We start from the raw sequence: 13,939 nt of genomic DNA on the forward strand, positions 1-13,939 counted from the left end.
CTGCGCGCCGCGCCGACCCGGCCCCCATGGCCACCCCCACGGCGCCCATGCCGCCCACGCACACGGCGAATGTGACCAAGGCGAACCCGGCGCCCAGGGCGATGCCGGCGACCATGGCGGCGACCATCCCGACCACGAACCCGACCAGCACCCCGATGATTCCGCCGCCGAGCATCCTGGCATAGCTCGGGCCGGCGGGCGGCGACCCGCCGGGCATGCCGGCACCCGCCGCGGCACCACGGCCGGTCTCCGGTATGGCCCATGTCGCGTCCCCGGCGGGCCCCTCCCCGCTGCCGGACGCGACCCTCCCCGCAGCACCGGCACCGGCCAAAGCGGCTGGGGCGTCCTGCGCCGGTACGGGCTGCGGCCATTCGGCGTCCCCCGTCACCACGGCGCCCTCCACGAGGTCGGCTCCCGGCCCTGAACCGGCGTCCGCTGCCGGCGCGGACCCCGGTGCGGACCCCGGTGCGGACCCCGGTGCGGCGGCGGTCCCGGGCGGCGTCGCGGTCTCCGACGCGGCACCGGCAGTGCCCGGCGCCCGCGTCTCCTCGGACGGCAGCCGTTCGTCCCCCGTGCTTCGTCCGTGTGGCAATGGCGTGTCCGCCATCGTCGTCCTCCCTGGTAGTTCGACGACCATCCGGCACCCGGGGCAGTCGTCGATGCGGATGAAACCCCCGTGCAGCTCGACGATCTCCTTCACGATGGCCAGACCCAGCCCCGCGCCCCCGGCGTCGGCGGTGCGTCCCGCGTCCAGGCGGGAGAAACGTTCGAAGACACGTTCCCTCGCCGCCGCCGGGATGCCCGGCCCCGGGTCGGCGACGGCGAGCCGTACCGACTCGCCGTGTTCCGCGCCGGTGACGGTGACGACGCCACCCGGCGGGCTGTGGCGTACGGCGTTGTCGAGGAGGTTGGACAGGACCTGGGCGAGCAGGTCGGGGTCGGCGCGCACCCCGAGCCTGGCCGGGACCGCCGACCTGATGGTGACGTCGTCGCGGGCCAGCGACGCCTCCCTGACCGCCTGCTCGGCGAGCCGTGCCAGCTCGACGGGTTCGGGGTCGATGAGGCGTACCCCGGAGTCGAGTCGCGACAGGTCGAGCAGCTGGGCGACGAGCCGTCCGAGGCGTTCGGTCTGGGCGAGCGCGGTCGACATGGTGACCGGGTCGGGCGCGGAGACGCCGTCCACGACGTTCTCGAGGATGGCGCGGAGCCCGGTGATGGGTGTGCGCAGTTCGTGGCTGACGTTCGCGACGAGCTCGCGCCGCTGCCGGTCGACCTCGCCTAGGTCGGCGGCCATCGCGTTGAACGCCCTGGCCAGCTCCCCCACCTCGTCGCGCGAGGTGGCGTTGACGCGCAGCGTGTAGCTGCCCTTGGCGATCGTCTGGGCGGCGCTGGCCATCTGGCGCAGCGGCTTGGTCATGCCCATGGCCAGCACCTGTACCATGATCAACGCCAGGACGACGGCGACCGCGATGCGCACCTCGCCGGCCAGGCCGGAGGCGATGCCGACCTCGTTCACGACGAACGCCGTCCCCACGGCCAGCACGATCACGATGCCGAGCTTGACCTTGATCCGGCCCAGGAAGTCGAGCGGCCTCACTGCCGCACCAGCGCGTAGCCGACGCCGTGGACGGTGCGGACCACGTCGGAGCCGAGTTTGCGGCGCAGCGCCCGTACGTGGCTGTCGACCGTCCTGGTGGCGGCGGCCTCGGAGAAGCCCCACACGTCGGACAGCAGCCGGTCGCGCTCGAAGACCTGCCCCGGCCGTTCGGCCAGCCGCCGCAGCAGGTCGAACTCCGTCCTGGTGAGCTGCGCCTCCGCCCCGCGTACGAACACCCGGCGGGCCGCGGTGTCGATCTCGACCTCGCCCACCCTGATCACGGTGTCCTCGACGGCGAGCTGGGAGGCCCGTTCGACCCTGCGCAGCAGCGCGTGGATCCTGGCGACCAGCTCGCGCATGCTGAACGGCTTGGCCAGGTAGTCGTCCGCGCCGACGCCGAGCCCGACGAGCACGTCGGTCTCGTCGCCGAGCGCGGTCAGCATGAACACGGGCACCGGCCTGGCCGCCTGCATGCGACGGCACACCTCCAGCCCGTCGAGGCCGGGTAGCAGCCGGTCGAGGATCACGAGGTCGGGTTCGGCCCTGCCGTACTGGATGAGCGCGTCCTGCCCGTCGCCCGCCACCCTGACGTCGAACCCCTCGGCCGCCAGCCTGTTCCTGACGGCCAGGGCGATCGTCGCATCGTCCTCGACCACGAGGATGCGTCGCTGCTCCGCCACGTACGGAAGCCTAGAAGCGCCCTGTGCAGACGACACTGCTGGAATTGTGCATATCCGGTGCAGACTAGGCGAGTGAACACAGCCGCATACCTGCGCCGCCTCGGCCTGCCCGGGCTGCTCGGCGCTCCCGTCAGCGCCGAGAACCTGCGGACACTGCATGTCGCGCACGTCGAACGGGTCGCGTACGAGGTCCTGGAGATCTGGCTGGGCCGCCCCACCACGGTCGATCCCGCCGAGTCGGCCGGGCGTGTCATCCGTGGCCGCGGCGGCTACTGCTACCACCTCAACGGCGCGTTCTCCGGGCTGCTCAGGGCGCTCGGCTACGACGTGACCCGGCATGTCGGCGGCGCGCAGCTGCGGGGCGGCGAGCCCGGCGTCACCGCCAACCACCTGGTGCTCACGGCGCGCGGCCTGCCCTCTGACGGCAATCCGGGTGGTGAGTGGATGGTCGACGTCGGGCTGGGCGACGGCCTGCACGAGCCGCTCCCGCTGGTCGCCGGCTCCTACCGGCAGGGCCCTTTCACCTACGGGCTGCGCCCCTCCGAGGTGGCGCCCGCCGGCTGGCGGTTCGACCACGATCCGAGTGGTTCGTTCGTAGGTATGGACTTTGGCCCAGCGCCCACGGATATGTCGGCCTTCGTCAGCATGCATGAACATTTGACGACGTCTCCGGCGTCCGGGTTCGTGCGAATCGCTGTCGTCCAGCGGCGCGACGGCTCCGGTGCGGACATCCTGCGCGGGCTCGAACTGCGCCGGGTGGGGGCGGGCGCGCACACGATCGTCCTGGACACGGCACGCGACTATTTCGCGGCCCTGGCCGACGTGTTCGCGCTGCCGCTCGACGACGTGAGCGAGGAGGAGAAGGAGAAGCTCTGGGGCAAGATCCACGACGCCCACGAGGCCTGGCTGGCAGGCGGTCCCGCATGATGGCCACGCGTGCGCACGGGCGCTATCGTGCACGTCGAGATGGGTGAGACCACCAGACTGGCCGGCCGTTACCGGCTGCTCAACCCCCTGGGCGCCGGGTCCGTGCTCCTGGCCTTCGACGAGGCGCGCCACCGCGACGTCGCGGTCAGGCGGCTGCGTGTCCCCACCGAGCTGCGCGACGCCGCGCTGCACGAGGCGCGGCGGGCCACCACACTGCGGCACGCCTCGATCGTGCGCGTGCTGGACGTCGTGATCGAGGACCGCGCGCCGTGGCTGGTGATGGAGTTCGTCTCGGGCGCCTCGCTGGAGCAGGCCGTACGCGCGCGCCGGCCGCTGCCCGTCCCGCAGGCCGCGCGGGTGGGAGTCTGTGTCCTGTCGGCGCTGGCCACCGCGCACGAGGCGGGCATCGTGCACGGCCGGGTCGATCCCGGCAACGTGCTGCTCACCACGACGGGCCGGGCGGTGCTCACGGGGTTCGGCTTTCCCAGCCTCAGCATGTTGCCGTCCGCCGACCTGTGGTCGCTGGCCGCCACGCTGCACTTCGCGATCGAGGGCCGCCCGCCGGGCCAGATGCCCGCCGAGGGCGCCGACCCGCTCAGGTCCCTGGTCAGGGCGATGTTGCACCCGTCGGGGGCGCCGCCGCTGGACGTGGTGGGCGAGACGCTCGACCGGCTGGCCGTGGACCGCCCGCTGGACGCGGTCATCGCGGCGTCGGGCCCGCTGCCGCCCGCGGACGCCGCCGCGGTGGGGCTCGCCCTGCTCGACCGGCTGCTGGCCATCGGCGAGTTCCACGGCGGGGTGCAGCCGGGCAACGTCATGATCGACAGTAGCGGGCGGGCGCGGCTCCTGCCGCTGCTGCGAGCGGGTACGCTGCCCGCCTACACCGCTCCCGAGGGCGCCCAGACCCAGGAGGCCGACCTGTGGTCGCTGGGCGCGACGCTGTTCACCGCGGTCGAGGGCGCGCCTCCGGCCCCGGGCGCGCGGCTGGCCAGGGCGGGCGCGCTGGCCCCCGTCCTGTTACGGCTGCTGTCGGGCCATCCGCAGGACCGTCCGACACCTGACGAACTCCGCGCCGAGCTCCTCGCGATCAGGAGCCGGCGGAGCTGAGGAACCTCGGCAACGATTGCGATACATCGCGAACGGAACAACGACGGAGGTGTCACTCGTTGGACAGGCGACGCACAATGTGGAAGAGGCGGGGCGCGCGCTCCGCGTTCGGAGGATGTTGAGGATGTCGCCAGTCCAGAAGTACGCCATCGGCGCAGGCGCCGCGGTGCTGCTGTCCCTGATGATCTTCGGCACCGGCTTTGTCACCCTGCTGGTTGTCCTCGGCGTGGTCGCAGCTCCGGTGATCGGTTACCTGATGCTCGACCCGTCGCAGCGCGAGCGCCTCAAGAGGGCGCGCAAGCGCGGCATCGGCCGCTGAGCCGCCCGGCGGAGGCCTCAGGCCTCCGCCGCGGTCAGCGCCGTCCGCACCCGCTGGGTCACCCTGCGCTCGACGTAGAAGGACAGGAACGGCACCGTGCCGCCCAGCATGACGCCGAGCATGTACGGCCACGTCCAGCGTGCCTTCATGCCCAGATTCATGACGGCGACGAGATAGAGCATGTAGAGCCCGCCGTGGATGGGCGCGATGATCTTCGACATGGCCTCCTCGCCGAAGCCGTAACGCAGCACCATGCCGACGCACAACACCAGCAGCATGACGCCGACCACGTAAGCCAGCACCCGGAAGGGCTTCAGAGCCGATTCCACGATTTAACCTTCCAGAGCCATCTCAGGGGACTTGCCACGTTCCCGATCCGCTCGTACGGCGTCGCGTACGAAGTGGAACCACATGAAAACGGCGAATCCGGCAAAGATCCACCAGTTCGCGGCGTAAGCGAGGTTACGCCAGGTCAGCGTGCCGCCGACCACGGGCGGGTCGACCTTCACCTGCGCCAGCCAGCCCGACGGCGGTTGCGCCACGACATAGCCGGCGCGCACCTTCTCCCCCGTCCACAGGTTGACCAGCTCGCCCGTCGACACCGTCTGCACCTGGCCGGCCGGCAGCCCCTCGCCGCGGCGCTGCACGCTGTCGGTTCCCTGTTGGGGACGCAGCCGCCCCGACACCGCGACCCTGCCCTCCGGCACGGCGGCCACCGCGGGGTCGCCCGAGGTCTTCGCCCAGCCGCGCACCACCGGCATCAGCGTGCCGTCGTCGAGCCGGAGCGGCGTGAGCACCCAGTAGCCGTGGTCGCGGGAGACGTTGCCCCCGGGGGCGTCGACGTCGGGCCGCCGGTCGGCCACCAGGAGCTGGCGGCCCGCGTCATAGACGCCCTCCGCCGTGACCCTGCGGCTGACGGCCTCGCCGCCGAGCTGAGAGCTAACCTGGGCGAGCGTGGTGACCGCGACGGGCGCGGGGTCGGTGGAGGCGCGCGGCCTGCCCGAGTCGTGGAAGACGCCGAGCTGCCAGCGGCCGAGCAGGATGAACGCGATAAGGACCCCGACGGTCAGCACGTGTAGCCCCAGCAAGCGTGGGGAGAGCAGGGTCCTCAGCATGGTTCAAAACTATCCGCCGGGTGGGGTGGTCCTCTCATCAGGCCACTCCTGAGCAGGGCGTGCATCACCCACCGCAGATCCCGCCAAACGCCGCAAATGACACAGACGCTCACGCTAGGCTGCTGCTCATGTCTGACCAGCATATCGACCCGGCGGGCAACACCCAGCAGTTCCGCGCGTTCGCACAGCGACGTGAGCAGGAAGCCGCGACCCCGCCGAAGAAGTCCCCCATCGTCCCCATCGTTGCCGTCGTCGTCGTCGCGGTCGTGATCGTCGGCGTCGTCGCCTTCCTCCTGCTCCAGTAGGCATCCGACCAGGACGACCCGCCGCGGAGGCCGTGGCGGGTTCTCGTCGTTCCTGTGGCCTGTTTCACTCTGGACCCGATCGACGCCCGTCCATACATTAGATCTACTGTCCAATAGTGCCGTGGAGGTCCGATGGCTGGGATCGTGATCATCGGCGCCGGGCTCGCCGGCGTCTGCATGGCCATCAAGCTCAAGGCCGCCGGCCATCACGACTTCGTCATCCTGGAGAAGGCCGGCGACCTGGGCGGCACCTGGCGCGACAACATCTATCCCGGATGCGCGTGCGACGTGCCGTCACACATGTACTCGTACTCGTTCGACCTCAATCCCGGCTGGTCGCGGATGTTCGCGCCGCGGCAGGAGATCCACGACTATCTGCGGTCATGCGCGGGCAGGCACGGCGTGACCCCGCACATCCGGTACGGCAGGCACGTCACCGCCCTCGAGTACGACGACGCCCGCCGCGACTGGACGGTCACCACCGACGACGGCGGCACGCTGCGCGCGAACGCCGTGATCTCCGCGATCGGCGCCCTGCACATCCCCAAATATCCCGAAATTTCGGGACGCGAGTCGTTTGTCGGTCCAGCCATGCACTCCGCCGCCTGGGACCACTCCGTCGACCTGACCGGCAAGCGGGTCGCCGTCATCGGCACCGGCGCCTCCGCCGTACAGTTCGTCCCCCGGCTCGCCCCCGTCACCCGCGAGCTCACCGTCTTCCAGCGCACGGCCCCGTGGCTGCACCCCAAACCCGATTTCGCCATCCCGCCCCGGGCCCGCGACGCCCTGCGCCTGCCCGGTGCGGCGAGGGCGCTGCGCACCGCCCTCTACTGGGCCCTGGAGTCGCGCGCGCTCGGCTTCGCCGTCGACCCGCGGCTGATGAAGGCGCACGAGAAGCTGGCGCTCAAGCACCTGCACGCCCAGGTCCCCGACCCCGACCTGCGCCGCCGGCTCACCCCCGGCTACCTCATCGGCTGCAAGCGCATCCTGATCTCCAGCGACTACTACCCGACCCTGATGAGGGACGACGTCAAACTGGTCACCGACGAGATCACGGAGATCAGGCCGCACTCGCTCGTGGACGCCGCCGGCCGCGAGCACCCCGCCGACGCGATCGTCTACGGCACCGGCTTCCGGGTGCTCGACGCGCTCGCCGAGCAGCACATCGTCGGCAGGGGCGGCGTGAAGATCCAGGACGCCTGGCAGCACGGCATCCAGACCTACTACGGCATCACCACCTCCGGCTTCCCCAACCTGTTCTTCCTGCTCGGCCCCAACACCGGCCTCGGGCACAACTCGGTCGCCTTCATGATCGAGGCGCAGGTCCGCTACGTGATCGGCTGCCTGCGCCTGCTGTCCAGGACCCGCGCCAGGGCCCTCGACGTCAGACCGGAGGCGCAGCGGGTGTTCGACCGGCGGCTGCGCGAACGGCTCGACCCGCTCGTGTGGAACGCGGGCGGTTGCCGGTCCTGGTACCTGGACGAACACGGAGTCAACAGGACAATCTGGCCGGGCTTCACCTTCGAGTACTGGGCACGTACGCGGAAGGTGAAACCCGGCGCCTACGAGCTCATCTTCTAGCCGGATCGACGACCATCGCGCTGCCGCCGCCCCTGCGGCTCGGCTCGGCCACGGCCTGGACCCGGCCCCTGCCGAGGAACTCCAGCGCCGTCGCGGCGCCGATCTCCGGGTTGAGCGCGAAGGCGTGCCCCTTGGCCTCCAGCTCGGCCCGGTGCTCGTCCAGGAACGCCTGCTCGGCCTGCGTCTGCTCGGTGTTGCGCTGGGTGGCACGTGGCGCGGCCAGCGCGTCCGGCAGGCTCATGCCGAACTCGTACCGGTTGACGAGGATCTGCAGCACGGTCGTGATGATGGTCGAGCCGCCGGGCGAGCCGGCCGCCAGCACCGGCCTGCCGTGGTCGAACACCAGCGTCGGCGCCATCGACGAACGCGGCCGCTTGCCGGGGCCCGGCAGGTTCGGGTCGTCCGGCGCCGGGCCGAACGTGAAGTCGGTCAGCTCGTTGTTGAGCAGCACGCCCCGCCCCGGCACGACGATGCCGTTGCCGCCGGTGGACTCGATGGTCAGGTTGTAGGCCACCACGTTGCCCCAGCGGTCGGCGACCACCATGTGGGTGGTCTCGGGGCCCTCCTTCGCGACCGGCGCGGCGCTGCCCGTGGGCCGCGGGCACGGCTCGTACGAGCCGTCGGGGTCGCCGGGCGCGGCGGGATGCGCCATCGCCGCGTCGCCGACCTGGCAGGCCCGTTCCTTGGCGAAGCCGTCGGACAACAACTGCTTGAGCGGCACGCCGGGGATGTCGCCGACGTACGCGCCGCGGTCGGCGAAGGCCAGCCTGGACGCCTCCAGGTATTCGTGCAGGCCGACCTCGGGCAGGGCCTCCAGGATGTTGAGCGCCTCCCCGACCGTGGAGCCGCCCGAGGACGGCGGTGCCATGCCGTACACGTCCATGCCCCTGTAGGAGACCTTCGTGGGCTCGCGCAGGAGCGCCCGGTAGGCGCGCAGGTCGGACAGCTCCATCAGGCCGGGCCGGACGTTGCGGGTGCTGCCCGGGGTGACCGGCGGCCGTTTGACGGTGGCCACGATCTCCTTGCCGAGTCGCCCGCCGTACAACCAGCGGGGGCCGCGTCTGGCCAGCTCGCGGTACGTGGCCGCGAGGTCCGGGTTCCTGAAGGTCGAGCCGACGGGCGGCGGGGCGCCGTTCGGGAGGTAGAGCTCGGCCGTGGAGGTGAAGTCCTTGAAGCGGTCGGCGTTGGCGGCGGTCTGGTCGTGGAAGGTCTGGTCGACGACGAAGCCCTTGGACGCCACGTCGATGGCGGGCCGCAGCGCCTTGGCGAGCGAGATCGTGCCGAATCTGCGCAGGGCGAGGTCCCAGTTCGCGACCGTGCCCGGCACGCCGGCGGACAGGCCGCTGGTCACGCCCTCCTCGAACGGGATGCCCTCCAGCGTGGTCGGGGTCATCGCCCTGGGCGCGGTCTCGCGGCCGTCGATCGTGAAGACCTTCCGCTTCCCGGCGTCGTAGTAGACCATGAAACCGCCGCCCGCCAGGCCCGACGAGTACGGCTCCGTGACGCCGAGCACCGCGCCCGCGGCGACGGCGGCGTCCATGGCGTTGCCGCCCTTCCTGAGCACGGAGACGGCGGCCCTGCTGGCGTCGAGGTCGACGGTGGCCACGGCGCCGCCGTACCCCTCCGCGACCGGCACCTTCTGCGGCGGCTTGGCCGGCGCGGGCGCCGCCGGCACGAGCAGGACGAGAGCTGTTGCTGCGGGAACGATCACTCGGCGCATGGTGTCCACGATGACCCAGGTACGCCCGTCGTGGTAGGGCCCCCTCACACACAGGGATGATGCGCAGGTCAAAGCGTTGATCTAGCGTGGGTGACGTGCGCGGGAAGTACGGATTCGACCCCTACCTCGCCCTCATCGTGGCCGCCGCCCAGTTCGTCATCGGCAGGGGCGCCTCCTGGGGGCAGCAGACCTTCAGGGAGCCGCTCGACCCCTACGCCTATGGGCTGCTGCTGGTGGGGCCGCTGGCGATCCTGCTGCACCGGCGTCTCCCGCTGACCACGACCGCCGCGGCGCTGGCCGCCAACGACCTGTTCCTGATCGCCGGGTACGCCTACGGCCCCAGCTTCATCAGCCCGGCGGTCCTGCTGTTCCTGCTGGTCACGCGGGGCAAGCGGCTCATCGCCTGGGTCATGGCGGGGGCGACGCTGGTGTCGTTCCTCGCCTACGGCTGGCTGATGGGCAACCGCGACCTCCTCCACAGCGTGTGGATCCTGACCTTCATCATGCTGCTCATGGTGCTGGCCGAGCTGGTCAGGATCGTCCGGGAACGCCGCGCCGAACGCGAGCGCACGGCCGAGGAGGAGGCCAGGCGGCAGGCCAGCGAAGAACGCCTGACCATGGCTCAGGAGCTGCACGACGTGCTCGCGCACAACATCTCCCTCATCCACGTCCAGGCCTCGACCGCGCTGCACCTCATCGACGCCAACCCCGAGCAGGCGAGGACCGCGCTGTCCACCATCAAGACGGCCTCGAAGGAGGTGCTCGGCGAGATGCGCTCGGTGCTGAACGTCCTGCGCGAGGGCGCCCCCCGTGCCCCCACCGCCGGGCTCGACCGCCTCGACGAGCTGGTGGAGCGCTCCGGGGTGGAGGTGACGCTCGAACGCGCCGGCTCCCGGCCGCTGCCGTCCCAGGTGGAGCGGGCCGCGTACCGGATCGTGCAGGAGTCGCTCACCAACGCCGCCCGGCACGCCCCCGGCTCCGACGTCGCCGTCCGCCTGGAGTACGGCGAGCGCGAGCTGCTCATCACGGTGTCCGACACGGGCGGGACGGACGTGCCCCTGCTGGCCGGGGCCGGCAGCGGCAACGGCATCCCCGGCATGCGGGAGCGGGCCTCCGCTCTGGGCGGCACACTGGTGGCGGGCCCGTCAGGCGCCGGCTTCAAGGTCGAGGCCCGGCTCCCCCTACCCGAGGAGACCACATGATCAAGGTGCTGCTGGCCGACGACCAGGCGCTGGTGCGGGCGGGTTTCAAGGCGCTGCTCGACGCCCAGCCCGACATGACCGTCGTGGCCGAGGCGACCGACGGCGCGGAAGCGGTGCGGCTGGCGGGCGAGCACCAGCCCGACGTGGTGCTGATGGACATCCGCATGCCGGGCACCGACGGGCTGACCGCCACCCGCCAGATGCCGCCGGGGCCGCACATCATCATCCTGACGACGTTCGAGCTGGACGAGTACGTCTTCGAGGCGCTGCGCGGCGGCGCCAGCGGCTTCCTCGTCAAGGACACCGAGCCTGCCGAGCTGATCCAGGCCGTCCGGGTGGTCGCGGCCGGCGAGGCCCTGCTGTCGCCCAGCGTCACCCGCCGCCTGATCGCCGAATACGCCACCCGCGCCAAGGCCCCGGTCGCCGTCGACGGGCTCGACCAGCTCACGGAGCGCGAGCGTGAGGTGCTCGCCCTGGTCGGGACCGGCATGACCAACGACGAGATCGCGGCCAAGCTGTTCATGTCGCCGGCCACGGCCAAGACGCACGTGAGCAGGTCCATGATGAAACTCCACGCCCGCGACCGCGCCCAGCTGGTGGTCATCGCGTACGAGTCGGGCCTGGTGAAGCCGGGCTGGGCCTGAAGCGCTAGCCAGCGGCGAACGGCGTCTGCACGGTGGCTCTCAGGCAGAGCAGAATGGACGAGTTTCCGTATCTGGCGGATCGTTCACCCGAACTGCCCTCCGCCATCCAGGCTCTCTACGACAGACGCGGACCCCGCAAGGGCCATCCGCCTTTCAAGCTCATCCTGTGCGGCTCGGCGATCTCCATCATGTCCTCCCTGCTCGCCGGTGATCAGGCGTTGCGCGGCAGGGCGGTTCTCGATCTACGCATCGGCCAGTTCCGCTTCCGAGACGCCGCGACATACTGGGAAACCGACCCGCATACCGCCTTTCTCATCGACGCGGTGCTGGGAGGCGCGCCGGGCTACCGCGACATCGTCGGTGATCCGCCGGAACCTGGCGCGGAAGGGCTTCTCCACTGGCTGGAGCGGTCCATCCTCAACCCATCACACGTTCTGTTCACCGAACCGGACTATCTCCTTGAGATTCCACGACCTGATCGTCCAGCCGGACATCAGCGCTCTGGAGATGGGGCAGGCCCGCGTCGTGTGGGAACGCTCGCGTAAGACCTTCCCCGACAGGATCCCCGGGACCGCACTTCGAGGAGGCCGCCCGCCTGCCAGGAACACCGCGGTCACGAGGTGGACGTCATGGCCGTCAGCCGTGCCACGCTTCCCCGGTCGAAAAGCGCGCGCATCACCCTCATCGGCGAGGCCAAGCGCACCAACAAAAAGCGTACGACGGCCGACCTCCACAGGTTGCGGAGCGCGTCGGCGGGCGGATCGTCGCAGCGTGCCCTGACCACGTCGATCCGGTCGTCCTCGTGGGCCGACTGCTCGAAGGCGAACACCTCGGCGAGCAGTTCGCGCAGGGCGGTGCCGTCCTCGCCGTCCGCACGGTCGATCGCCGCCTCGCGTACGAGGCTGCGGGGGCCGCGCCGTGCTCGACCAGGCCATCAAGGCCACGACGATGAAGACGAGAGGCTGAGACGCCCCGGCACCTGGCGCTCGGCCTGCTGGCGCTGGCGCATCCCGATCCCGCCACGCAGGTCATCGACCGGCTCGGGATCGACCGCGCGGCGGCGCGCGGCCGCCTCACGTGACGAAATATGGTTGAACGCCGGGCTTGGCTCCTGACAGGGTCGGAGCATGCGGCGCGCGTACGACGATCTCGTCCAGGAGGCGGCCGGCGTCTCCGTGGACGGCTGGGACTTCTCCTGGCTCGACGGCCGGGCCACCGAGGAACGCCCGTCATGGGGCTATGCCAGGCTGCTCGGCGAGCGCCTGGCCACGGTCGGGTCCGCACTCGACATCCAGACGGGCGGCGGCGAGATCCTGGCCGGGGTCCCCACGCTGCCGCCGGTCACCGTGGCCACCGAGTCGTGGCCGCCCAACCTCAAGCTGGCCGCCTCCCGGCTGCGCCCGCGCGGCGCCTGGGTGGTGGCCGACGACGAGGAGCCACGCCTGCCGTTCGCGAGCGGCGCCTTCGAGTTCGTGGCCAGCCGCCACCCCGTCGAGACATGGTGGGAAGAGATCGCCCGCGTGCTGCGGCCCGGCGGCTCCTACCTCTCCCAGCAGGTGGGGCCCAGAAGCGTGTACGAGCTCGCGGAGTTCTTCCTCGGCCCGCTCCACGGCTCCGCCCGCGACCCCGCGGAGGCCGAGCGGGAAGCGGAGGCCGCCGGGCTCGAAGTGGTCGGCCTGCGGTCCGAGCGGTTGCGCATGGAGTTCCGCGACATCGGCGCGGTCGTCTACTTCCTGCGCAAGGTGATCTGGATCGTGCCGGGCTTCTCGGTCGGGCGCTACGAGGACAGGTTGCGCGCGTTGCACGATCGCATCGAGAGCGAAGGGCCGTTCGTCGCCCACTCCGCCAGGTTCCTGATCGAAGCGAGGAAGCCCGATGGCCCGACTGCGTGACGTGGTGGTCGACTGCCGGCACCCGGCCTCCCTGGCGAGGTTCTGGGCGGCGGTGCTCGACGGCTACGCGGTGGCGCCCTACGACGAGGACGAGCTCGCGCGGCTGCGCGCCAACGGGATCGACGACCCGGAGGACGACCCTACGGTGCTGGTCGAGGGCGGGCCGCCCCGGCTGTGGTTCCAGCACGTGCCGGAGCACAAGGCGGTCAAGAACCGCGTCCACCTCGACGTCGACTCCGACGACCCCGGCGCGGAGATCGCGCGCCTCACCGAACTGGGCGCCACGGTGGTGGCCACCCGCGACGACTGGGTGATCATGGCCGACCCCGAGGGCAACGAGTTCTGCGTCTTCTGACCGGCTCTGGGACGAGGTGAAGCTTCGCGCCTACGCCGGCGGGCGTACGCGGGCGCGGTCCGGGCACTCCCCCGGACGCAGCGCGAAACGGACCTGACGTGCGATTCGCCGCACGGCCCCTCGGCGGATGCTGAAGGCAACCGTCAAGGAGGAGACATGAACACCATCGCACTGCTGGCGCCGCACTGGGGCGGCTCCGGCGCGTTCTGGCCGATCTTCCCGCTGTTCTGGGGCCTGTTCTGGGTGGGCGTCGTGGCGCTGGCCATCATCGCCCGGCGCAAGGGCTGGTGGGGTCCCCGCCGTGCCCACCCCGCGGGGCCCCCGGGACACGCCGGGCCCGCCGGGCCCGCCGGTTCGCCGACCGCGTCCGCGGAGCAGATCCTCGCCGAGCGGTACGCCCGCGGCGAGATGAGCGACGACGAGTACTTCGAGAAGCTCTCCGTTCTCAAGGGCGGGACATCATGACGTGTCCCCCGGCCTGAACACCGCTCACAC

17 protein-coding genes are annotated in these 13,939 nt (G+C 71.3%); 11 read left to right on the top strand and 6 right to left on the bottom strand.

Annotated elements, in window-relative coordinates:
* Together E1267_RS37600 and E1267_RS37605 are read right to left on the bottom strand one after the other, a co-directional pair.
* On the bottom strand, window positions 1-1,597 hold a 1,597-nt coding region (locus tag E1267_RS37600), incomplete at its 3' end, for a sensor histidine kinase (protein WP_132340057.1).
* Window positions 1,594-2,277: a response regulator transcription factor gene (locus E1267_RS37605; protein WP_165960013.1), complete on the bottom strand. Its 684-nt coding sequence runs from the start codon at window positions 2,275-2,277 to the stop codon at window positions 1,594-1,596. The genes E1267_RS37600 and E1267_RS37605, both read right to left, overlap by 4 nt.
* Before the next feature lie 72 nt (window positions 2,278-2,349).
* Here E1267_RS37605 and E1267_RS37610 point away from each other — a divergent pair, with 72 nt between their 5' ends.
* From E1267_RS37610 to E1267_RS37620, 3 genes are all read left to right on the top strand, one after another.
* Window positions 2,350-3,204: an arylamine N-acetyltransferase family protein gene (locus E1267_RS37610; RefSeq protein ID WP_132340059.1), complete on the top strand. Its 855-nt coding sequence runs from the start codon at window positions 2,350-2,352 to the stop codon at window positions 3,202-3,204.
* Window positions 3,205-3,213: 9 nt separating this feature from the next.
* Window positions 3,214-4,311, top strand: a complete 1,098-nt coding sequence (locus E1267_RS37615) for a protein kinase domain-containing protein (RefSeq protein WP_132340061.1) — start codon at window positions 3,214-3,216, stop codon at window positions 4,309-4,311.
* Between the two features lie 124 nt (window positions 4,312-4,435).
* On the top strand, window positions 4,436-4,630 hold the full coding sequence (locus tag E1267_RS37620) for a hypothetical protein (protein ID WP_132340063.1): 195 nt from the start codon (window positions 4,436-4,438) through the stop codon (window positions 4,628-4,630).
* 17 nt (window positions 4,631-4,647) lie between these two features.
* Here the strand turns inward: E1267_RS37620 and E1267_RS37625 are convergent, their stop codons facing one another.
* Together E1267_RS37625 and E1267_RS37630 are read right to left on the bottom strand one after the other, a co-directional pair.
* Window positions 4,648-4,959: a DUF3817 domain-containing protein gene (locus tag E1267_RS37625; protein WP_132340065.1), complete on the bottom strand. Its 312-nt coding sequence runs from the start codon at window positions 4,957-4,959 to the stop codon at window positions 4,648-4,650.
* A gap of 3 nt (window positions 4,960-4,962) precedes the next feature.
* On the bottom strand, window positions 4,963-5,745 hold the full coding sequence (locus E1267_RS37630) for an SURF1 family protein (RefSeq protein WP_132340067.1): 783 nt from the start codon (window positions 5,743-5,745) through the stop codon (window positions 4,963-4,965).
* 128 nt (window positions 5,746-5,873) lie between these two features.
* Between E1267_RS37630 and E1267_RS44960 the strand changes: the two genes are divergently transcribed.
* Together E1267_RS44960 and E1267_RS37635 are read left to right on the top strand one after the other, a co-directional pair.
* The gene (locus tag E1267_RS44960; RefSeq protein WP_165960014.1) at window positions 5,874-6,050 is read left to right on the top strand and encodes a hypothetical protein; all 177 of its coding nucleotides are present in this window, start codon (window positions 5,874-5,876) and stop codon (window positions 6,048-6,050) included.
* 132 nt (window positions 6,051-6,182) lie between these two features.
* Window positions 6,183-7,631: a flavin-containing monooxygenase gene (locus tag E1267_RS37635; RefSeq protein ID WP_132340069.1), complete on the top strand. Its 1,449-nt coding sequence runs from the start codon at window positions 6,183-6,185 to the stop codon at window positions 7,629-7,631.
* Here the strand turns inward: E1267_RS37635 and ggt are convergent.
* A complete protein-coding gene (ggt, locus tag E1267_RS37640) occupies window positions 7,621-9,399 on the bottom strand; it encodes a gamma-glutamyltransferase (protein WP_425465123.1) in 1,779 nt (592 codons plus the stop codon). The two genes, E1267_RS37635 and ggt, sit on opposite strands and share 11 nt — an antisense overlap.
* Before the next feature lie 47 nt (window positions 9,400-9,446).
* On the opposite strand from ggt, the gene E1267_RS37645 reads away from it, so the two are divergent.
* From E1267_RS37645 to E1267_RS37655, 3 genes are read left to right on the top strand one after another with little or no spacing between them, the layout of a single operon-like run.
* Window positions 9,447-10,553, top strand: coding sequence for a sensor histidine kinase (locus tag E1267_RS37645; protein WP_132340071.1), 1,107 nt, complete (start codon window positions 9,447-9,449; stop codon window positions 10,551-10,553).
* Window positions 10,550-11,197, top strand: coding sequence for a response regulator transcription factor (locus tag E1267_RS37650; RefSeq protein WP_132340073.1), 648 nt, complete (start codon window positions 10,550-10,552; stop codon window positions 11,195-11,197). Before E1267_RS37645 ends, E1267_RS37650 begins: the two co-directional genes overlap by 4 nt.
* 53 nt (window positions 11,198-11,250) lie before the next feature.
* Entirely contained in the window at window positions 11,251-11,742 is a 492-nt protein-coding gene (locus E1267_RS37655; protein WP_132340075.1) for an AAA family ATPase, read from the top strand.
* Between the two features lie 68 nt (window positions 11,743-11,810).
* Here the strand turns inward: E1267_RS37655 and E1267_RS37660 are convergent, their stop codons facing one another.
* Window positions 11,811-12,026, bottom strand: a complete 216-nt coding sequence (locus E1267_RS37660; protein WP_132340077.1) for a hypothetical protein — start codon at window positions 12,024-12,026, stop codon at window positions 11,811-11,813.
* Window positions 12,027-12,324: 298 nt separating this feature from the next.
* On the opposite strand from E1267_RS37660, the gene E1267_RS37665 reads away from it, so the two are divergent.
* The 3 genes from E1267_RS37665 to E1267_RS37675 all read left to right on the top strand — a co-directional run bounded on the left by E1267_RS37665 (window position 12,325) and on the right by E1267_RS37675 (window position 13,909).
* Window positions 12,325-13,089: a class I SAM-dependent methyltransferase gene (locus E1267_RS37665; RefSeq protein ID WP_132340079.1), complete on the top strand. Its 765-nt coding sequence runs from the start codon at window positions 12,325-12,327 to the stop codon at window positions 13,087-13,089.
* Entirely contained in the window at window positions 13,073-13,444 is a 372-nt protein-coding gene (locus E1267_RS37670) for a VOC family protein (RefSeq protein WP_132340081.1), read from the top strand. The genes E1267_RS37665 and E1267_RS37670 overlap by 17 nt, the downstream gene beginning before the upstream one ends.
* Before the next feature lie 156 nt (window positions 13,445-13,600).
* Entirely contained in the window at window positions 13,601-13,909 is a 309-nt protein-coding gene (locus E1267_RS37675; RefSeq protein ID WP_132340083.1) for an SHOCT domain-containing protein, read from the top strand.
* Window positions 13,910-13,939 lie beyond the last annotated feature (30 nt).

Origin of the sequence: Nonomuraea longispora (genome assembly GCF_004348345.1) — a bacterium.
Classification (GTDB): Bacteria; Actinomycetota; Actinomycetes; order Streptosporangiales; family Streptosporangiaceae; genus Nonomuraea; species Nonomuraea longispora.